The following is a 21,820-nucleotide window of genomic DNA, read 5'->3' on the forward strand; positions in this document are numbered from 1 at the left end:
TTGCTGTAATGCTTGCTTAATCCAGCTTGGGATCAAGCGCGTCGCGAAGGCCGTCTCCAAGGAAGTTGAAGGACAGCACGAGTGCGATGATCGCCAGACCAGGGTAGATGGCCGTATAGGCATGAGTCTCCAGGTAGGAACTTCCCACCTTTAGAATGTTACCCCACTCGGGAATATGCGGCTCGACGCCGAGTCCGAGGTAGCTTAAGCTGCTCGTTGAGATGATGGCTCCGCCGACTGTTAGCGTAGACTTAACAATCATCGGTGCGATGGAGTTCGGGATAATATGTCTGAGCAAAATGATGAAATCGCCGGCGCCGAAAGCGCGCGCGGCTTGCACATATTCAAGTGTAGTGACGAGCATCACGTTGGCTCGCATGGTCCGAGCATACGTAGGGATAGCCCCGATGCTCAGCGCAAGGATGAGATTGACTGTGCTGGCACCGAATGCTGCGATGATAGCAATAGCTAGCAGGATGCCTGGAATGGCGTACAGGATATCAAGCGCTCGCATGACGAGATTGTCGGTACTGCGTCCGTAGTAGCCGGATATTGCACCCAACGACCCTCCAATAATGACGGGGATCAAGGTGGAGAGGATACCGACAAAGAGCGAGATACGTGCGCCGAATACGATTCGAGAGAACAGGCATCGGCCGAAGTTGTCCGTACCAAGCGGATAGGTGAGGCTTGGCGATTGCAGGATAGCTCCGTAATTATTGTCGATTGCCATTCCGTAGTCGAAAGTTAAATAACTGCACAACGAGATTGAAATAAGAAAGCCGATGAACCACAGACCGAGCATGGAAGTCGAGCTGCGGGACAGTCGATCTACAACCTCATTCAATTTCGTGCCCGAGGAATCATGCCTGTTCTTAAGTTTGGACATTAACAGGATGCCAAGCGCGAGAGCGAACACATTACCCGTTAGAGCAGTTGCAAGCAGCAGTACCGCGACGATCCACAACCACTTGGGCAGGATCTGGCCATCCCCATATCGGGAGATCAGAAGCAGGGCAAGTAGTTGAATGGCTCCCGCGACTAAAATGAGCCCCATACCCGGTACGAACAAGTTAGATACATACGGTTTAAAGACGTTTAGAGCTGAGACAGCGAAGACGAACAGGGTCGTCAACAAAGCGTAGAACGAGAGTATATACGCTGCGTTCTTCTTGCGCTTGATAAGTTGAAAGGCAGCTGTAACGATGAAAATATTAGCAGTCAGCAAGCTGAGCAATAGCAGGTAGCCTAACCAACGAGTGGTGCGGCGTATCTCGCCATGTTGGAGCAAATCTCTGCGAATTAACGCCATAGTTCCTAGTTGAAGAAGTGCAAAGACCAAATAAGAGACAAAGGCAGCGAAAACGGCTGAATGCACAGCCAAGTGGGCTCCCTCGAAGCTGTTGATCAACAATACCAGGGCCAAACTTAACGAGGCGATCCCCGCAAAGCTGGCCTGTCCGTATTCGGAGGAGGTACGTAATCTGAAATGAGTATCTTGTTTTGTAAGTGTCGATGTGGTCACGTGGTCACCTGCTAGTATTGTTTCATTTTGGAACGGATTCTTGGATCAATAAAGGCGTATAGAATGTCAATGATGACATTGACGATAGAGATTGTGATGGCTGTATAGACGACGCCACCCATAATTGCGGGAATATCGGGAATGAACTGCTTGTCCACGATATAGCTTCCGATCCCGTTGATATTGAAAACTTTCTCCGTTACAGCCGCTCCGCCAAGCATCGCACCGAACTGAAGTCCGATGACTGTAATAATCGGGATTAGCGCATTACCTACGGCGTGCTTCCAAAGCACCTGGCTGCGAGACAACCCTTTGGCCCGGGCGGTCGTGATATAATCCTCGTGGATGACCTCTAGCGTAGAAGAACGCGTCATCCGAGCGACTGCCGCCGTAAGGCCTGTTCCCAATACAACAATCGGCATGATCATCGTCAGTGCATTTTGCGGATTATATGTAGCGGGAAGCCAGTGCAGCTTGATTGAGAAATTCAGGATGAGGACGAGCCCTTGCCAGAAGTTAGGGATCGACAACCCAATTAGTGCAATCAGCATGAACGTATAGTCGAAGAATGAATTCGGCCGAGTGGCAGATATCAACCCGATCGGGAGCGCGATCAGCACCGCTACAATCGTGGATATCACGGTTAGCGTCAGCGTCACGGGAAACTTCGCGGCGATGGAGGTGGTGACATCTTCACTTCCTGCAAACGATTTGCCTAGATCAAATGTCAGGATACCGCGAAACGTATGCCAAAGCTGAGTCAGATACGGTTGATCAAGCCCGTAAAGTTGATTAAACTTAGCAATCTGCTCTGCTGTAGCCGTTTCCCCTATAATATTCGCGGCAGGATTCATTGGCGATAAATAGAGAATGGTAAAGACGAGAAAGGCTACACCAAAAATGACGAAAACGGTCATCACAAGCCGTTCAGCGATGTATTTGAAATAAGCATTATTATAAATCAACATAAGAATGTACATGAGAACGCCGGGAATAATGGATATAGCAAGAAACGCCGGGTGCCGAATCAATTGAGTAAATGTATCGGCATAAGTTGTCTGCGACCTGCCATTCCCATCTTGCTCAGCATCAAGGTGACGCAATAATGCTTCTCTGAACTTGATTGTCCCGATTCGGTTAGCTTCGCGATTCAGTTTCTCTGGTGTAACGTTCTGTCCGAAGAATCGGTGCTTGCGCTCAAGTTGTTCTCGCGCCTCCGTGATCAGCTGATCGCGATATCCAGAGGAAATCCATTGCTGTTCTAACTTGTCCATATTTGCCCTGTGCATACTCTTCTTCTTACTGGATAAATAGACACCATAGATGATTAGATGCAAGGGGGCTCCTGCTAGTACTAGCAGAAAGCGATAAGTTGGATGCAATAGCATTTTGGAAAAAATGTTCCCGAGTCGGTCGACTAGAGGTGTATCGATAGCTGAGGTGTGCCCGGTCAAGTTCGTATGCTCCTTTGTCGGTCAGTTTATATTGCATTATTCCGATCGATATAGTAGATTTTAAAAGTGGTAGCTAAAAATGTCAATGGTCAAATAATAGTTTCATTTTTTTGAAATATATATTTTTTTTATAGTTGCGATTCGAATAGCTTATATTTTAACATGTAAATACAAATGATAGAAACTTTCTTTTCAAGTTTATCCCAACTCGAAGGTGATTATATGACATCCATACTAGAAGTGAAGCAATTGTCTGTCTCTTTCTACGCTCGCGATAAAGAAGTTGAAGCGGTTCGTAACGTAAGTTTCTCGGTTCGCGAAGGCGAGACACTGGGAATCGTCGGTGAATCCGGCAGCGGGAAGAGTGTTACTGCACGTACAATCATGAGGTTACTGCCATCGCCTCCTTCGATGGTGAAGGGGGGCGAGGTTCTCTTCCATGGGCAGAACCTCGCTGATAAGTCAGATCTCGAGATGGAGCAGATTCGCGGCCGCGATATCGGTATGATCTTTCAAGATCCGATGTCCTCTTTGAACCCAACGATGCGCATAGGTCGGCAGATTGAGGAGAGTCTGATCAAGCATCGAAGGCTTAGCAAGGAAGAAGCACAACAGGAAGCAATTGAGATGCTGAAGCTGGTCGGGATCCCCTACGCAGAAACACGCTATTTACAGTATCCCCATGAATTTTCCGGAGGTATGCGTCAACGTGTAATGATTGCTATCGCACTTGCTTGTCGACCATCCCTGCTGATCGCGGACGAGCCGACGACTTCGCTTGACGTCACCATTCAGGCGCAAATTCTGCACCAGATGAAAGAGATTCAACGTAAGCTCGGCACATCGATCATCTTGATTACGCACGATCTTGGTGTCGTAGCCGGCATGTGCGACCGGGTCGTGGTTATGAAAGATGGTGAGGTCGTTGAGACGGGCACAACGGAAGAAATTTTCTCATCGCCCAAGCATCCCTATACGGTGCGTCTCCTGAACGCACTGCCAAGGCTTGACGAGAAAAAGAAACCTAAGCTGGTTTCGGCAGTCACGCGTTCGGCAGATGATCGCCCGCTGCTGGAGGTCCGGTCACTTAGACAGCATTTCAATTTAGGCAAAGGCCAGATCATCAAAGCGGTCAACGATGTCAGCTTTGATATTCGTGCCGGGGAGACGTTAGGTGTAGTAGGAGAATCAGGTTGCGGGAAGTCAACCACGGGGCGAACGATCCTGCGGTTAAACGAGGCGACAGGCGGAGAGGTGCTGTACAAGGGTATCTCGCTTAATCAGCTATCCCGTAAGGAGATGAAGACAATGCGCCGCTACATGCAGATGATCTTCCAAGATCCGTATGCCTCCCTAAACCCCCGTATGCGCGTTGCTGACATCATTGGTGAGGCGTTGGACCTTCACAGCATGACGAAGAGCAAGGGGGAACGGCAATATCGGATCGAGGAGCTGCTTGAGATGGTTGGTCTTAGCCCCTCACATGCGATGCGCTACCCGCATGAGTTCTCCGGCGGGCAGCGGCAGCGGATCGGCATCGCCCGAACACTGGCGGTCGAGCCGGAGTTTATCGTTTGCGATGAGCCGTTGTCGGCTCTGGATGTTTCCATCCAGGCGCAGATCGTTAAGTTGCTAGAAGAGTTGCAACAGCGATTAGGGCTGACGTACTTATTCATCGCTCACGACCTCTCGATGGTTAAACATATCAGCGATCGTGTTGCCGTGATGTACAAAGGCAAAATCGTTGAACTCGCAGAGAGCGAAGAGTTGTATGCGAACCCGATGCACGCCTATACCAAGTCGTTGCTCGCGGCAATTCCAGTCCCTGATCCGGCAGTGGAGTCCCGTAAGGCGTTCGTGCCGCTTATTGATTCCTCGCTACAAGATCCGTACGGGTTAGAGCGGTCGCGGTTTGTCGAAGTGACGCCTGGCCATTGGTTAGCTGTCAACGAATGATAATATAAGGAAAGCGCGTCCCTCTTGAAGGGGACGCGCTTTTTTGAAAATATCAGAATTTATAAGTTTTACTTACTAATTATGCTGAATTTCTAGATGAACGCTCCTGTCCTTCAAAGGACGGCGTAGCCATTTATTTCGCATGCTAGAATGCATTGTTTTGGGATGGCCTAGTGAATAACTGGATTTTCTGCAGCTAATTCCAAAGAAATCACGTCTTTTTGCATAATAACTGGATTTCCTCCCATTATTTCAGCTCAATGTGGTCAAACCTGACAGTTCGAACAAGATTAGATGTAGAAAATCCAGTTAAACTTCCTTGGAGGCTAGTTTTATCCTGAAATAGATGTAGGAAATCCAGTTAATTGCCACAGTTCCTCCGTCTCAGCCTCAGCATCGCACGCAAACTCGAAAAATAGTAGTATAAATCAGAGGGAGGGGCCAGCGCAATCTGCAGGGATTGCCGTCTTTTGCAGGTAAATGAGTACGGATTTTATGGTATCGGGCAGGAAAATGTTATGATAGTTGAACGAACGAATGCCGAAGAGAAAGCGAATGAACACAGAGCTCGAGGTGATAACAATGATCAACATCGGCTTAGCAGGTTGGGGTGACCATGACTTGGGCGGGAATAAAGGGAAATTGACGACATATGGGTCTCATTTTCCGATCGTGGAGGTAGATACCTCATTCTATGCCGTACAGCCTCAGCGGAATTATGCGAAGTGGGTCCAAGAGACGCCTGAGAATTTTGGCTTTATTATCAAAGCCTACCAAGGAATGACGGGCCATCTGCGGGGAGAGAATCCTTTTGCTGGCGGGGCAGACGAGATGTTCGAGGCGTTCCGGCAGTCGATTCGGCCTGTGCAGGAAGCGGGGAAGCTGAAGGCTGTACTGTTCCAGTACCCCCCTTGGTTTGCGTGCAACAAGGGGAGTGTGGATGTGATTCGCGAGGCGAAGGCGAGAATGGGCGATGTGCCGCTAGCGCTGGAGTTCCGCCACCAGAGCTGGTTTACGGAGGATATGCGGGACAAGACGCTGGCCTTCATGAAGCGCGAGGGCTGGATGCACAGCATTTGCGACGAGCCGCAGGCAGGGACTGGATCTGTTCCGATCGTGTTGGAGGCGACGAATCCCGACATGACGATGGTTCGCTTCCACGGACGCAACGTAGGAGGATGGGTGCAGACGAACGAAGCCAACTGGCGCGATGTGAGGTATCTGTATGACTACAATCCGCAGGAATTACTCGAGTGGAAGGCGAGGTTGCTCCGCTTGCAGGAGCAGACGCGGGAGCTTTGTATCATTTTCAACAACAACTCAGGTGGACATGCAGCAGGCAATGCGAAAACGTTGATGAGCATGCTGGGTCTCGACTACGAGGGGCTGGCACCGAGGCAGTTGGATCTATTCTAGAGGTTGTGAGGCGGTGTTCTGTCGCGGAATTGTCGAAGTCGATGCTGTCGGGCTAGATGACTTTTGATACAATGGGACGTAGGAGCAGATAAAAGGGGCGTGTAACAGGTGGTCGGTGCGATTATTGGCAGTGTGATCGCGATTATTATCGTGATTGGGCTAACGATTTGGATAACGAAGAAGGCTTATTCTCGTAAATGGGAAGATGATGAATAGAAGTTTCATAGCTGCACAAATGCCCCTGTAGGAAGCACTTCACATGATGTGCTCACTTCCAGGGGTATTTGAATGGGTAGTATACCGACTAACATCGTTGCGCTGTTGTTACTCGCTCTGCACCCGTCTGTAATCCGAAGGTGTCAAGCCAGTTTCTCTTTTGAAAATCCGATTAAACGAACGGTAATTCTCGAAACCGATAGACTCGGCAATTTCGAACGTTTTCTGATCTGTTGTTAGGAGTAGAAGCTTGGCTTTCTCCACGCGCAGTCGCGTCAAATACTGGACGAAGCTTTCGCCGGTCGTTTTCTTAAACATACTGCTGAAATAAGGCACGCTGTAATTAATCGATTCAGCCAGCTCTTCCAGCTTGTACGGATAGCTGAGATCCTCATACATCTTCTGAATCATACGGGAGATCGAGGCATCGATTGCCTTGACATCACCCTGCAGTTTCTGCAAGTTACGGAAGAAAAGGAACGTCGTTTCATGTACGGCGTGGAACGTTTGACATTGCTCAAGCTTCTTGCGGAATGCAGCTTCTAGCTCCACGAACTCTTCGGATTCTGCCATGAATTGGCTAATATCCAGAAATACGCGTAGATATAAGGATTTAATCTGTTCTGGGTCCCAACGTTGTTCTTTCGCTTGCCGGAAGAACGAGTTACGTTCCTGCTCCAGGGCGGCTGCGCTGCGGAGCGGTTCCAGCAGAGCTTGCTTCAAGATCTTCACCCATAGCCGACTGTAGTTCTCTGGGATGTGTTGGAATGTGACCATCTCAGCCCAAGCGGAGCGCGAGGTGATCCCATTACTCGGATAAAAGAACGGATAAGCGGCTGTCACCAGCTTCTTCAGCTCCGTCAGCCGTTCTCCCATTCCCTGCTCGATTCGGAATTCCAGCGCGAGCGGGTTCATTTTCAGATAAGCAGTAAAGGATTGAATGATCTGTTCAAGGAGCACCTCTCCTTGAGAGGAGTTCCCCTCCGGCGCATAGATCGCAAAGAAACGCCCCTTGTCCAAGGCGATAACCTTATTCGCCCCACGAGCTGAGAGCAGCTCCCTCAAGACGTTGACTCCGGCGAATTGCCACAGCTTCAACTCCTCCTGCTGATCAATCGAGAAGCGCAGCGAGCTTCGATCGAGTTCCAGCAGCAGCACGTGAAAGTTCCCTCTGGCTACGGGGATGCGGGCTGCCTCCAAGCTCTGAAGCCACTGGGCCTCGGCGTCCGATGAACGAAGCATATCGAGAAAGGTGCTTTGCTCAATCTCCATCTCGTTCGAGCGTACCTTTTGCTCTAGGAGCAGCTGCTTTTCCCGAGATTCATCTAATGAAACCGCCTGCCGGGCAAGGCCCTCCATGGTGCGGGGAAGCAACTCGGGATCAGAAAGACAGTCATCTTTGATTAAATAGGCAGCGGCCTTTAACTGAATGGCTTGTTGCGCATAGTGGAAGTCTTTGTGACACGTCAGAATGATCATTTGCGGCATCCCTTCACCGCTTTGTTCGATTTCGTGGAGCATTTCTAAGCCGTTCATTCCAGGCATCGTAATATCCGTAACAATCATGTGGGGCTTATGCTGTAAAAAGAGTTCAAGACCCTCGAGTCCATCCTCCGCTTCACCTACGAGTGCGAACATGTCGCTGTGTCCCTCGATCATGTGCCGAAAAACGGTTCTTGCCGGTATCTCATCCTCGACCAATAACACTTTATAGCTGCTCATGCTGCACCTCCTTCAAACGTACGGAATCTGGGGGAAGCAGGAAACGAATCAACAGGCCTTGATCGCTGGGAGAGAATAATGCCATCTGCGCTTCCTTGCTGAACATTAGTCTCATACGCAACCAGACATTTTTGAGACCGATATTTTCGCCTAATTGTTCTTGCTGCATATGCACGCGCAGTTTCTCCAACTGAGCCTCATCTAGACCGATCCCATCATCTTCAATCTCAATAACGGTAGAAGCATCATCAGACTGCGTATACACGCGAATGTGGATGTGGCCTTCAGCCTTCTTTTTCGGTAATATCCCATGAAATACGGCATTTTCAATGAGTGGCTGCAAGCTTAGCTTAGGGATGTACATGGCTTCCAGAGGCGGTTCAATGTCGACATGGAGTTTGGTCTGGTATTTGTACCGCATGTTCAACAGACCGATATAATCTTGTAGATAGTCCACCTCCTGCTGCAGCGGCACATTCTGATCGTAATTTTCCATGCTGTAACGCAGCAAGGAAACGAATTTGCCCATTAAGGTATTAATGTTGTCGTAATCTTTGAGCATAGCAAACATGCGAATCGTATTGAGCGTATTGTACATAAAATGTGGATTAATCTGCGATTGTAGCGCTCGAATCTCCAGCTTGCGCTTCATATCTTCGGATTCCTGCTGTTCGGAGAGCAAGTCCTGAATACGGACAGCCATCGCATTGAGCATACGTCCGAGGTCGCCGATTTCATTATTGGCAAAATAAGTGACGCGGGCATCAAAGTTCCCTTTTTTGATCGCATCGACCTGTCGCTTCACTGCCTGCAATGGGCGATACAATTGGTATCCGAAGCCGATGACGGAAAGCCCTCCGACCGTGACGAGCGCCAGGAGAAAATAGGTGACGGTCTTGCGAATGATGTCAGCGCTTTGGGTCAACTCTTGTGAAGGAATTTCCGAGATGACGATCCATTTATCAAAGGTTTTCGTTTGTTTCACGGAAATGATAGACGTGTCCATCTCGAATTGCGTGGGTTTCCCTAACGAGACCCAATGCGCTAAAATGCTGCGGGTGCGGACATCATCCTGGCTGCGCTCTAACTTGCTGGTTGTGGCTATGGTCACGCCACTCTGCGTTAGGAGTGAGACAGAACCGAGTGAGCCCAGCTGAATATTCTCAATTTGCTGCTGAAACTGCGCGTTATTCATCGAAATCAGCAGCACCCCGCGCATATCCTCATAGACTTCGAAAGGGATTCGGCCGATATAGTAGGTTGAGTTTTGCAGTATTTTCAATTCAGGGTGCGAGCTCTTATCCAGGAACATACTGGATTGGCCCTTAGCAAGGAACTCTTGAATTAATGGCTTGAAAGGTGAGCGTTCCAAGGTTGAGGGAGCCTCATCCGACGATAGGACTTCACCCGTAATGTTGGAATATACCTGCAATCCTTCGACATTGCCGATCACGGCAGAAGCGGTGCTGAGAACCGAAATGAGATCTTTTTTGCGAACAACCTCTTCGAAGTATTGGGAGGAGGGCGACACCAGTGCGCTTTGAATCGACGAAATACGGGAATACTGCTCACTAAGCTCTCGGAACCTGGACATCGTCAGTTCAATGCGGTCCACCACTTGATTGACGAGCTGGGCATTCAGCCGATTGACCTGTTTTTCCACAGTTGAACTGGAGACGGATATGGAGATATAGGATAATACAATCAGCGGGATGATGGAGACGGCCAGCATGACTAGAATCATTTTGATATAAAAGCTGCGTGTTAGAAAACCGAAGAAGGGCAACATCATGGTGCTCATCACATCCGTTTGGCATAGTTGATCTCCCTCCGCTCAGGTCGGGGGTCTTTGTATTTGCATTATAGTACATGGGGAGAAAGGGGGATACCGCTTCAGAGCGATATCTTAAAAACGGTGACACTTTCACTTGTTTTCGACATGTTCTTGCTTCCTTATCATCTTCTATAATTCAAACTGTACCACATACGACGCGTCAGTAAAAACGAAAAGGGGAATGTACATGACTAGTAAAAAAACGTTTGTACCCGTTCTCGCGGCTACATTGCTCTTAGCTTCTGTGGCAGCAGGCTGCTCAAGCAATTCCAAGACACCAGCCAGCACAGCACAGGGTTCACAGTCACCAACAGCTTCAGCGGCACCAACAACAATTAAAGCGATGACCATTTTGTTCGGCAATCCGCCCGCAACAGACAATAATAAGGCGAAAGAGGATATGGAGAAGAGAGGGAATGTGAAGCTTGACGTTACATTTGTTCCATCCGAAGCCTACAAAGATAAGCTTTCCGTCGCAGTCTCCGCGGGAGATTCCTATGACTTGCTCTTGCTTGATGGCGGTAAAGACGATAAGTATACCAATTTGGTCAAAATGGGTGCATTCCATGACCTTACTCCTTATTTGGACAATACCAAGAATCTAAAGCAGATTGATCAGAAGGTGTGGAACAACTCAGAAGTCAAAGGAAAGGCTTACGGGATTCCAAGACCACGCGGTATTTACGGCGGTGGAGACGGCAACCTGATTATTCGGAAAGACTGGCTGGATAAATACAACTTGCCGATGCCCAAAACAGTGGACGAGTTAACAAACGCGCTTCAAGTGTTTAAGGAAAAAGATCCGGCTGGCGGCGGTAAAACGATTCCGCTTTCGGTCAACGGTGTCGATGCAATCGGGAATCCTGGTCCATTTGCCGGCACGAATCCGATGCAGTTTGCTTTCGGTATTCCTAATGTATGGAAGCTGGATAACGGTAATGCAGTTAGGGATTTCCAAACACCGGAGTACAAAGCATACCTCGATTGGCTGCAAAGTGCTTGGAGCAAAGGTTTGATTGATAAGGACGCGCCAGTACTGAAAAACCAGCAGCAAGTGCGAAGCAAATTCATGGCGGGCGTAGCTGGCGTATTTGCTGGCAATGCGAGTGACTTAACTGAAACGAATGTAACTAAACTAAAACAAGTTGACCCGAATGCGGAGATTGCCATCATTGACCTGTTGGAAGGCCCAGGTGGTAAAAAAGGCGTTAGCGTAGGTGGCGGCTACTACGGACTTTGGGCGATTCCGAGCTCGGTGCCTAAAGATAAAGTTCAAAAAATCATCGACTTCTTGGATTTCAGTGCTTCCGAAGAGAACGCAGTATTCGCGAAAACCGGCGTGATTGGGCTGCATGCTAGTGAGCTGAAGGACGGCGTAGCCATTCAAACGGACGAGCAGAAGAAACAATTTGATCTGGATAAACCATCCCAATTTGTTCTCGAGAACAAAGCTGATCCATACACGTACGCAACAGCGAAAGATCAAGCGATTTTGAAGATTCAAAAGACAACACTGGATGTAATCAGCAAAGCGGGTATTGAGAATCCTTTCCTCAGCTATAACTCACAAATTGCTAGTAAAAATCCAGATAGCTACAAAAAAATGAGCGCGGTCATGACGAAATACGTCTTGGGCGAGTCCAAATGGGATGACGTTCAGAAAGAAGTGGATGCTTGGACGAACGGCTTAGGCGGGCAAATCACGAAAGAGCTGCTAGATCAATACAACGAAGATCATAAGTAAGATAGAGCAGGGGGCAGGCTAGCCCCCTCTATTTGTGGTAAGGAGGGGAACGGCTTGGAGAGAACGATACGACTTCATAAACCTAATAAATTCAAACAACTGTGGCCTTTTTATGTGCTGGCAGCACCGGGCCTTCTTTATTTCATCGTGTTTCACTATGCACCTATGTGGGGGTTGGTGCTTGCTTTTAAGGATTATAGTCCTTTTGTCGGCGTATGGGACAGCCCTTGGGTCGGCCTTACGAATTTCAAAGACTTTTTCAGTACGTCGGACTTTTATATTCTTCTCAAAAATACATTGCTGCTCTCTTTTCTCAATTTGTTCGTTTATTTCCCATTTACGATTATGCTTTCCATTATGCTGCATGAATTACGGCTTCACCTGTTTAAACGGATTTCTCAAACTATCGTCTATCTCCCACACTTCTTGTCCTGGGTTGTTATATACGGCATTACGATTTCGTTTTTTGGCCCGTCAGGGGTCATCAATCATTACATGGAGCAATGGTTCAGCTCGAACACATTATTCCTTGTCAGCAATGAATGGTTTCGTCCACTCATTATTCTGCAATCGATCTGGAAGGATGCGGGTTGGGGTACGATTATTTTCCTTGCTGCACTTGCTGGCATTAATCCAGAACTGTACGAGGCAGCCAAAGTAGATGGGGCAAATCGCTTCCATAACATCGTAAACATTACACTGCCCGGGATCAAAAGCACGATTGTTATTCTGATGCTGCTGAAGCTGGGTTCCTCACTCGATTCGAACTTTATGCAAATTTTCCTGATGACCAACAGCTTGAATCTCGATGTGTCCAATGTGTTTGACCTCTTCGTGTATCACATCGGCTTAGAACAATTCAATTACAGCTTCGCCATTACCGTTGGCTTGTTTAAGTCGATAGCGAGCCTAGTGCTGGTGCTCACCGCAAATTATGCAGCCAAATGGCTCGGTGAAGAGGGCATTTTCTAGAGAGGAGTAACAGTATGAAAGCACGCGTAACCTGGTTCGACTGTCTGCTTACCGTCATCATTGTGCTCATCTCCTTGACGGTCATTCTACCTTTTCTTTATATCATTGCAGTTTCATTCAGCCCCCTAGGGGATTCGATGGCCGGCAACTTCTTTATTTGGCCGAAGCATTGGACACTGGACGCTTATAGCTACTTGTTTAATGCTCAAACCTTTCTGAATTCAATCAAAAACTCGATTTTCATTACCGTGTTGGGCACTTGTGTCAATCTGTTCGTATCCATCACGCTGTCCTATACGCTCTCTAAACGGATTGTGCCTGGACGCCGTATCATGATGCTGTTTATTTTCTTTACGATGATTTTCCATGGCGGCATGATTCCGAGCTATCTGGTTGTGAAAAGTTTAGGCCTGCTCGACTCCTATTGGGCGATCGTACTGCCTGCGGCAACAAGTGCGTTTAACGTGCTTGTCATCCGCTCCTTTTTCCAAAGCTTGCCGGAGAGTCTGGACGAAGCAGCGCGCATTGACGGAGCGGGAGAATTCCGTATTTTATTATCCGTTGTAATTCCGCTGTCGAAGCCGATTATTGCGACCTTCACGCTGTTTTTCATGGTGCAGTATTGGAATGAGTTCTTCTCTGCTGTTATTTATATCAATGATACGAACCGCTGGCCGATTCAGCCGTTGCTGCGGCAAATGGTTGCGATTAGTGCCTCCAACATCTCGGCTGATGCCGCTATTGATGCACAGTTGGCTGTCAATCTGGGACCTAATGTTCAGAATGCGGCGATTTTGCTCGCGATGTTGCCTATCGTGGCTGTGTACCCTTTTCTACAAAAGTACTTTGCCAAAGGCGCGATGCTAGGCTCAATTAAGGAATAAGAAGGTGAAAGCATGATTGAGATGGGGTATAAGGATTTACGACATAATCCAAGTTATACGCAACCGCAAATGTCCGACGAGACATTTATACGGCAAGAACTGGATTTGGAGCGACCAGGCATGGAGCAAATACGTGAGCGCATGACTCTCGGCGATGTAGTTGGAGCGCGGGACGCGTATTTGGCGGTGATCGATGCCAGCGTCACCAAGCGCTACTACTTCAACGTTGGCGATGTGCCGAGCTTGATGGCCTATGCGAGAGAACGGTACAGGGATGACGAGGAAGCCAAGTTATCCGTCGAGGAAGCTGACCGGATTGTGGCCGGGGATATTCCCATTTTCAAAGGAAAGCGAGTACAGTTTCAGGCGGGTAAGTACGATTGGAACAGCTGGCTATATGATAGCTCGCAGTATCAGTTGCATTTGACGAGATTCGTATACGTGAAGCATTTGGCACGAGCGTATTGTGTGACTGGTGACGAGAAGTACGCAGTGTGCTGGAATGAGATGATGCGTGATTTCATCGATGATAATCCTGTCCCTGTGGGTGATACGTTCCGAGCGCAGCACTGTACATGGGATCCGTTGTCCGTCGGGGTGCGATTGTTCATGCTGCCGGAAGCATTCATGACGTTCTGGGGTTCGTCCTCTTTCACGCCGGAAGTGAAAATGAAAATGATCAAATCGTTCCACGAGCATGGTCACTATGTCCGCCGCTACCACGCACACCATGGCAACCATGCGACAATGCAGCTTCGTGGTCTCATTCAGGTCGCGCTGCTGCTCCCAGAGCTCAAGGTCTCGTCCGCGTGGCTGAACTACGGATTGAAGGAATTACCGGGCTACATCCAGCAAAATGTGTACGAGGATGGTGTCCAGTTCGAGGCGAGTCCCAACTATCATCTGGTCGTCATGCGGGACTTGTTTGAATTGGTTCCGCTGTTTCAGACACTCGGTTTGGCTATCGAATCCTCGTATGAGCAAGTGCTCGAACAAATGTATATCGTCCTTCTGCATATGCTGACGCCAGATGGCCTGTTACCGCGCTTCGGCGATACCGATTCGCATGTGCCTAGTGAGCTGCGCACGACAATGAGCTTAGGGGCGTATTTATTTAATCGGGGGGATTTCAAATATTGCGGACACGCCGAACTGCCGTTCTCTTTACTATGGAGGTTGGGACCTCAGGCAGTGGAAAGATATATTCGATTGACTGCTGAAATACCGAAGGAAACACTAGCCAGTTTCCCGATTGGCGGGTATATCCTCTCACGGGGGGATTGGAAGCAAGATGCGCTGTATATGGGGATGCGCGCTGGCGTTGGGATCAACGGACATGCGCATTCCGATGCGCTGAGCGTGATCATGTATGCTGGCGGCAAAGAGCTGCTGCCGGACTCGGGTATGGGCCTCTTCGAGTGGAACAAAGAGCGGAAATATACCGTGTCCACGCGAGCGCATAACACGGTTGTTGTGGACGGGCAGGATCAGCACGTCCGAGGCCTGCATTGGCAGTCGCCGCCGACAGCGGCTTGCAAAATTTGGGAAGTGCATGGTAATTCACAGTATGACTATTGGTTTGCCAGTCATTATGGCTACACCCGGTACGATGATCCCGTTATTCACTCACGCAAAGTACTGTTTGTAAAGAACCGATACTGGCTCATCGTGGATCTGTTCGACGCCAATGAACTGCATCGATATGAGCAGTATTATCACCTGCCATGTGGCCAAGCCATTTGTGATTGGGAGGGGAGAAGGGTTAGTACGCATTTGGATGGAGCGAATGTGCAACTACACTATCCACCACAAGCAGGGCAGGAAGATGTGCTGACCGTAGAATCGGGTCTGTTGTTTCATCTAGGGGAGTATTATACGAATCCAGTCGTTAAGCGATCGCTATCTGTTCAGGGGAAAGCATCGATGGAGACTGTCATTGTACCGAATAAAGAAGGCGACGCAAGTCCTCGTGTGGTTATTCAGCGGATATCTGCACATTTACAAGGAAGAGAGCTAGCGCCATGGGAAGCGACAGCTCTGCGGATTGAAGGGGAAAGCTGGTCGGATGAGATATGCCTCTATCATGGCAATATGGATGTTAGTGCTTATCTCGATCATACGGGAAATATCGTGAGTGCATCGCTTTTACCCAAACCACGGGCAATCGAAGGGTTGATCTTTGCTGGGGAAATGCGCAGCGAGGGTGTCATCATCAAATCGCGTTAATACGGTGGGGCTGTCAGTGGATGCTGGCAGCCTTTTGTGCACATGCGCACCCGTACTCGCATACCAGCCAGCACACATCAGAATACACTAGAAAAACCCAGAACTAGCACACCTGTACATCGCACTGACTAATGTGTCGCGAAAATTACTGTTTTCGTAACACATACGTGCTCAGCTGCATAGAATCCCAAGTATAATGGGGGTATAAAGATCTATATATCTAGTTATTTATACCTAGGTTAATAAACCTATGCTTGCGAGCTGCTCAGGAGGCGAAGAACACATGCACAAAGTTGGCAGTACTTCCTTGAAATGGGGCTTTACAATCCGAAAGAAGCTTTTGGCCTTTTGCCTATTATTGTTGTTGATTCCTACGGTGTTTTTATCTGTTGACAGTTATTTTAACGCCAAAGAAGAGACGGATAAGCTCATTGAGAAAAACCTGGAGAACAGCGTCAAACTGATGGTTCAAAATATTAATCAGCTAAATGAGCTGGTAAAGAACGGCCAATTAACGATGCAGCTGGCGGAAGAAGACGCGAAGCTCATCATGTTGGGCAGCAAGCAGGCAGATGGAACAAGACCGGTTAATCGTAATATTAACATGGGCGTCAACGGCTATTATTTTGTCCTAAACGATAAAGGGGATTTGCAAGCTCATCCAAGTCTGGAAGGTCAGAATATCTGGGATAAAAAGTCGTCGGACGGCGTTTATTATATCCAGGACATGATTCACCAAGCTCAAAATGGCGGCGGGTTTACCTTCTATGATTGGCCGCTGCCTAACAGCGACCAAGAGGCGATGAAGATCGCCTATGCCCTCAAAGTTCCGGAATGGAATTGGATTGTCGTAGCTGGTTCCTATTATCAGGACTACAACGAAGGTCAGACGCGCTTGCTGCATGCCATGATCACGACACTGCTCATTTGTCTGGTCGTGGGAACGCTGGGTGTGATTCTTTTCTCCAATCATATCTCCAAACCAATTAAGAAAATTGCCGCCGAGGCTCGAAAGCTTGCAACTGGCGACCTAACTTCGGATGCGCTTTACATTAAGAATAGGGATGAAATCGGCAAGCTTGCCAGTGATTTTACAACGATGAGCACGAATTTAAAAACGCTGGTGAAGCAAGTGATGCATAGCTCAGATCAAGTTTCCGCAGCTTCGGAGACGTTGCAATCTTCCATTGAGGAAACGACACAAGCTTCAAGGAACATTGCAGAGTCCACGCAGCATATTGCGGCAGGCATCGAAACACAAGCGATGAGCACGGAGCAAAGCTCCAGAGCGATGGAAGAAATGACGCAGGGCATTCTGCGCATTGCCGATACGTCTTCGCAAGCCTATGAAACATCCATTCAATCAAAGACAGAAGCGGAATACGGCTTCGGGCTTATTGAGCAGTCCATTTCCAAAATGCAGTCCGTGGAGGAAGCGGTCAACAACATCTCCAAGGTGATGGAGACGCTGAATGTGCGCTCCCAGGAAATTAGCAGCATTGTCACGATGATGTCGGATATCGCCTCGCAAACGAGCCTGTTGTCACTAAATGCATCTATTGAAGCGGCACGTGCTGGGGAACAAGGGCGAGGCTTTGCGGTTGTTGCGTCCGAGGTGAAAAAGCTGGCGGAAATGTCGAAGAACTCCTCCGAGCAGATCAACGAGCTTGTCAGTCAAGTGCAGGCCGACATTGCATCCGCTTCCAACTCGACTGTCCAAGGCATCGACGAATTCCAGGAAGGCATGTTGGCGATTGAGCAAACGGGAACAGCTTTTGCGAAAATTGTGGAAACAGCGCAAGGGGTCGTGAGCCAAATTCAAGAAGCTTCGGCGGCGGCGGAGCAAATGTCGGCAAGTTCCGAAGAAATTACAGCCTCGTTGCAGGAACTGGACCGCATTGCCGGGCAGTCAGCCAAAAGTTCGGAGTCAATTACCGCCGCAACGGAAGAACAAATGGCCACGATTGACGAAATCGCGCAATCCTCCAGTTCGCTTAACCACATGGCGACAGCACTTAAGAAGATGGCACATCAGTTTCAGATTAAGGAATGAGATGAACGACGCAACAGAGAGGTGGAGCGACAAGACGTATGTCTTGATCGCTCTTTTTCATGAATGAAGTCATACGGGGAGTGGTATAAGGTAAGCCACACGGATAGGCCTTTATGATGTTGTCAGGTAAGGGCTTTCTTGCTATGATGAAGCTAGTAAACATAAAGGTGGCTGACCAATGAACCGCATGGAGGCCGAATTCAGTAACTTGGTAAAAGCGTATCGCAAGAGGCATATGGGCAAAGGTCCTGAGCGTGTGACAACGACCTTCTGCAAGAGTTGGGCAATCTGCGAAATGGCGGGAAACCTCTCCCCTGTGGAGAAATTTATGGCGAAGACGGGCGATGGCAGGCAAATGCTCCGCACGGCACGCACCGAAATGGTCAAAGAGATCTACAAGGATCATCCACCTGTAGAAATGGAAGAATTACTCGGCGCGAAGTTCATTCAGCTGTTTGTCGATATCGATATTACGCAGGATGTTGGGATGTCGGTATTCGTCTTTGATCAGGATTTGGAAAAGAAGTTCAGTACCAAACACGGATAACTAACCGCTCGTACATCAACATATACATAAGTAAGGTGCTTGGCACTTGGTAGCGAACCTGCCGGAGACTAACCACTGTGAGACAACCCGAGATCCTTCTCGTAAAGAGGGGCTTGGGGTTGTTTTGCGGTGGTTTTTTGCTTCTAGGGACGGAGGCGCAGTCGTTAACATGCGGTTGAAACTTTAACCAACTGGTGGGTGGGCAATTACTTGGCTCCGATCGGAGTGTAGGTGGTCGGTCGGTGAGAGTAGATAGAGGGGAATGTGGGGGCTGGTAGGTAAGAGTAGGTGGATGAGAGTTTGTGGGCAAGAGTGAGTAGATAGGTAGTGGTGAGTAGGAGTGAATGGGTAGGTAAAGTGGATAGATGAAGATAGGTAGTAGATAGATATAGATATAGATATAGATAGATAGATAGATAGATAGATAAAGGCGAGTAGATGAGAGTCAAGAAAGTGCTTGGCTGGTGGGTCTAGACCGTGAAAGATGCAAAAAGGCAACCTTTTCACGCTGGATCCCCCACTGAGGAGGAATTGTTGCAAAAAGGCATCCTTTTGGCGAGAAACACACCATAAACGTTAGAAATGACAGAAATAGATGCCTATCTGCACTTATTTCTCTGAAAAGGCTGAATTTGTTGGTGAAAGGTTGCACTTTTGCAGTTATTTGGGGCAACGTTGATAGCGGTGGAAGTGATAGTGACGTCGAGTAATGGTCCGAGGAAGAGGACATGCAAACTACATGCAAATACATAGTGAGGCCATATATACACGCAATGGGAGGCGTTCATTTTGGGGAAAACGAAGCACACAGGGCCAATTAAGCTGCCCGCGAAGCCTGACCCGAAGCTGTGGGTCAGCAAAATACCGTTCGGACTAGGCAAGGTCAAACCGAAGCATATTCGAGAGACCGCCAAGATCGCTTGGCAAAATCGAGATAATCTGCCCTATGCGGTGAGGATATTGACACAGGGGGTATGCGACGGTTGTGCGCTAGGTGTGTCGGGGCTTTACGATCAGACGCTGGCGGGACCGCATATCTGCACGACGCGGTTGAATGTGCTTCGCCTGAATACGATGCCAGCCATTCGTCAGGAGCTGCTTCACGCGGACATCGATGAGCTCAGCCGCATGAGCTCCACCGAGCTTCGTCAGCTCGGGCGCATTCCGTATCCGCTCATCCGTAGGAAAGGGGAACGACGTTTCCGCCGCGCGACCTGGGATGAAGCGCTGGATACGGTTGCCTCGAAGATGCGAGGGTTGGACCCGAAGCAGATGGCGTTCTACTTAACGGCGAGAGGGATTACGAACGAGTCGTACTACGTGGCAGCGAAGGTTGCGAGATTGCTCGGTACGAACAATATCGACAATGCCTCGCGCATCTGCCACTCCCCGTCGAAGACGGCACTGAAGCGCTCCGTAGGCGTGGGCGCTTCGACGTGTAATTACAAGGACTGGATCGGTACGGACGTCCTTGTGTTCTGGGGCAGCGTGGCCGCGAACAACCAGCCGGTCTCGACGAAGTATATGTATGCGGCCAAACGCAAAGGGACGAAGATCATTGTCATTAACCCGTACTACGAGCCGTCGATGGAGCAGTACTGGATTCCTTCGATTGCCGAATCGGCGCTATTCGGCACGAAGCTGGCCGACGATGTGTACCAAGTGAACATCGGCGGAGATATTGCCTTCATGAACGGCATCATGAAGGTGTGGTTCGAGATGGAGGCGCGCGAGCCCGGCTCCGCGATTGACCATGCGTTCGTGGCTGCGCACACGAACGGCATCGAAGAGCTGCGCGCCCACGTGGCGCAGCTCGACTGGACGACGCTCACGCAGTCGTCCGGTCTCACCCGCGAGCGCATCAGCGAGCTCGCTGCACTACTTGCCCGTGCCGCTAGCGCGGTATTCGTGTGGAGCATGGGGCTCACACAGCACCGCTTCGGCACGGACAACATCTCGCAGGTGGCGAATCTCGCCCTCCTGCGGGGCTTTCTTGGCCGCGAGCACTGCGGGCTGATGCCCATCCGCGGTCACAGCGGCGTGCAGGGCTCCGGCGAGATGGGCGCCGATCCCTTCTCCCTGCCGGGCGGCGAAATGAACAGCGCCGCCGACCGTGACCGCATCGAGCAGCTCTGGGGCTTCGAGCTGCCCAAATGGCAGGGTGACATCGTCGGTGTCACCCTAGAGAACGCGCTCCTGCCCGAGGAGCAGGAGAGGAAGCTCCGGCTGTTCTACACATCCGGAGGCAACTTCCTCGAGACGATGCCGGACCCGGCATTCGTCCGGAACGCCCTAGAGTCAATGGACGTCCGTGTTCACCAGGACATCATCCTCAACACCTCCACGCTGCTGGACGCGCGGGAGGCCGTGGTGGTGCTGCCGGCGATGACGCGCTACGAGCAGCCGGGGGGAGGCACATCCACCTCGACGGAGCGGATGGTGTATTTCTCACCCGAGATCGACGGTCCCCGCATCGGCGAAGCCCGTGCGGAGTGGGACATCTACGTCGATCTCGCCCGCCGGGTGAAACCCGAAGCCGCAGCTCAGCTGGGCTGTGAGACCGCGGAGGCGATCCGCGCGGAGATCGCGCTAGCCGCGCCCAGTTACGACGGCATCCAGCACCTGCGGGAGCGCGGAGACGTGTTCCAGTCCGGCGGCGCGTGGCTGTGCGAAGACGGTGTCTGTCCGACGCCGGATGGCCGCGGCCGGCTGCTGCCGATCGAGCTTCCGGAGCTGCGGAAGCCGGAGGGGCACTTCGCGGTGACGACGCGCCGCGGCAAACAGTTCAATTCAATGATCTACAGTGACGTCGATCCGTTCAATGAAGCAGATCGTTATGACGTACTCATTCATAAAGAAGATGCGAAAGAACTTGCCTTAAACGAAGGAGAAGCCATCGTGGTTTACAATGGTTTCGGCAGAATGCATGGCAGGGTGAAGCAGGCCGATGTTAAGCAGGGAAATATCGAGGTACACTGGCCAGAGGGGAATAGTTTAATACCCAAGGGGGTATATGAACCATTTGCTGGTATTCCAGAATACAACACGGCCGTCATCGTTGAAAAGGCGGAAACCTATCATGCACACAAAGACACACGCTATGTGGAGAAGCGAATTATAGAGTTGGAAATCGAAATGGAGGGATGAGCGTGGACGAGATGGAGCTAGAACATAAGGAATCCGAGAGCAGTTCGCAGCATGAAATCGGTGAAGTCCCACTTCCCGCTAGCTCCATTCCTGCGGAGGCTTCTTCCTCCTCATCGTCGCCTGC

The 21,820-nt window shown here is 49.8% G+C and carries 13 protein-coding genes; 9 read left to right on the forward strand and 4 right to left on the reverse strand.

Translation table 11 applies throughout. The annotated features are described in order from the left end of the window. Positions 1-16: 16 nt before the first annotated feature. Positions 17-1,525, reverse strand: coding sequence for an ABC transporter permease (locus tag A8708_RS14720; protein ID WP_068664628.1), 1,509 nt, complete (start codon positions 1,523-1,525; stop codon positions 17-19). 11 nt (positions 1,526-1,536) lie between these two features. After that, positions 1,537-2,979, reverse strand: coding sequence for an ABC transporter permease (locus tag A8708_RS14725; protein WP_068664630.1), 1,443 nt, complete (start codon positions 2,977-2,979; stop codon positions 1,537-1,539). Positions 2,980-3,201: 222 nt separating this feature from the next. Between A8708_RS14725 and A8708_RS14730 the strand changes: the two genes are divergently transcribed. Together A8708_RS14730 and A8708_RS14735 are read left to right on the forward strand one after the other, a co-directional pair. Beyond that, on the forward strand, positions 3,202-4,935 hold the full coding sequence (locus A8708_RS14730; RefSeq protein ID WP_068664632.1) for an ABC transporter ATP-binding protein: 1,734 nt from the start codon (positions 3,202-3,204) through the stop codon (positions 4,933-4,935). 582 nt (positions 4,936-5,517) lie between these two features. Then, the gene (locus A8708_RS14735; RefSeq protein WP_068664708.1) at positions 5,518-6,351 is read left to right on the forward strand and encodes a DUF72 domain-containing protein; all 834 of its coding nucleotides are present in this window, start codon (positions 5,518-5,520) and stop codon (positions 6,349-6,351) included. A gap of 324 nt (positions 6,352-6,675) precedes the next feature. On the opposite strand, the gene A8708_RS14740 is transcribed toward A8708_RS14735, so the two are convergent. Then, positions 6,676-8,289, reverse strand: coding sequence for a response regulator transcription factor (locus A8708_RS14740; protein ID WP_068664635.1), 1,614 nt, complete (start codon positions 8,287-8,289; stop codon positions 6,676-6,678). After that, positions 8,276-10,090 (reverse strand): cache domain-containing sensor histidine kinase, encoded by a 1,815-nt coding sequence (locus A8708_RS14745; RefSeq protein WP_068664637.1) that lies wholly within the window; start codon positions 10,088-10,090, stop codon positions 8,276-8,278. Before A8708_RS14745 ends, A8708_RS14740 begins: the two co-directional genes overlap by 14 nt. A gap of 220 nt (positions 10,091-10,310) precedes the next feature. Here A8708_RS14745 and A8708_RS14750 point away from each other — a divergent pair, with 220 nt between their 5' ends. From A8708_RS14750 to A8708_RS14780, 7 genes are all read left to right on the forward strand, one after another. Continuing rightward, on the forward strand, positions 10,311-11,867 hold the full coding sequence (locus tag A8708_RS14750) for an extracellular solute-binding protein (RefSeq protein ID WP_068664639.1): 1,557 nt from the start codon (positions 10,311-10,313) through the stop codon (positions 11,865-11,867). A gap of 54 nt (positions 11,868-11,921) precedes the next feature. Beyond that, positions 11,922-12,839 (forward strand): ABC transporter permease, encoded by a 918-nt coding sequence (locus A8708_RS14755; RefSeq protein WP_068664641.1) that lies wholly within the window; start codon positions 11,922-11,924, stop codon positions 12,837-12,839. A gap of 14 nt (positions 12,840-12,853) precedes the next feature. Then, a complete protein-coding gene (locus A8708_RS14760) occupies positions 12,854-13,723 on the forward strand; it encodes a carbohydrate ABC transporter permease (protein WP_068664643.1) in 870 nt (289 codons plus the stop codon). A gap of 12 nt (positions 13,724-13,735) precedes the next feature. Then, positions 13,736-15,949: an alginate lyase family protein gene (locus tag A8708_RS14765; protein WP_068664645.1), complete on the forward strand. Its 2,214-nt coding sequence runs from the start codon at positions 13,736-13,738 to the stop codon at positions 15,947-15,949. 283 nt (positions 15,950-16,232) lie between these two features. Then, positions 16,233-18,002, forward strand: a complete 1,770-nt coding sequence (locus A8708_RS14770) for a methyl-accepting chemotaxis protein (protein ID WP_068664647.1) — start codon at positions 16,233-16,235, stop codon at positions 18,000-18,002. Positions 18,003-18,180: 178 nt separating this feature from the next. Beyond that, positions 18,181-18,549: a Na-translocating system protein MpsC family protein gene (locus tag A8708_RS14775; RefSeq protein ID WP_068664649.1), complete on the forward strand. Its 369-nt coding sequence runs from the start codon at positions 18,181-18,183 to the stop codon at positions 18,547-18,549. 789 nt (positions 18,550-19,338) lie between these two features. Next, positions 19,339-21,696, forward strand: coding sequence for an FdhF/YdeP family oxidoreductase (locus tag A8708_RS14780; protein ID WP_068664651.1), 2,358 nt, complete (start codon positions 19,339-19,341; stop codon positions 21,694-21,696). Positions 21,697-21,820: the final 124 nt, after the last annotated feature.

The organism is Paenibacillus oryzisoli (assembly GCF_001653565.1).
GTDB classification, from domain to species: Bacteria; Bacillota; Bacilli; order Paenibacillales; family NBRC-103111; genus Paenibacillus_E; species Paenibacillus_E oryzisoli.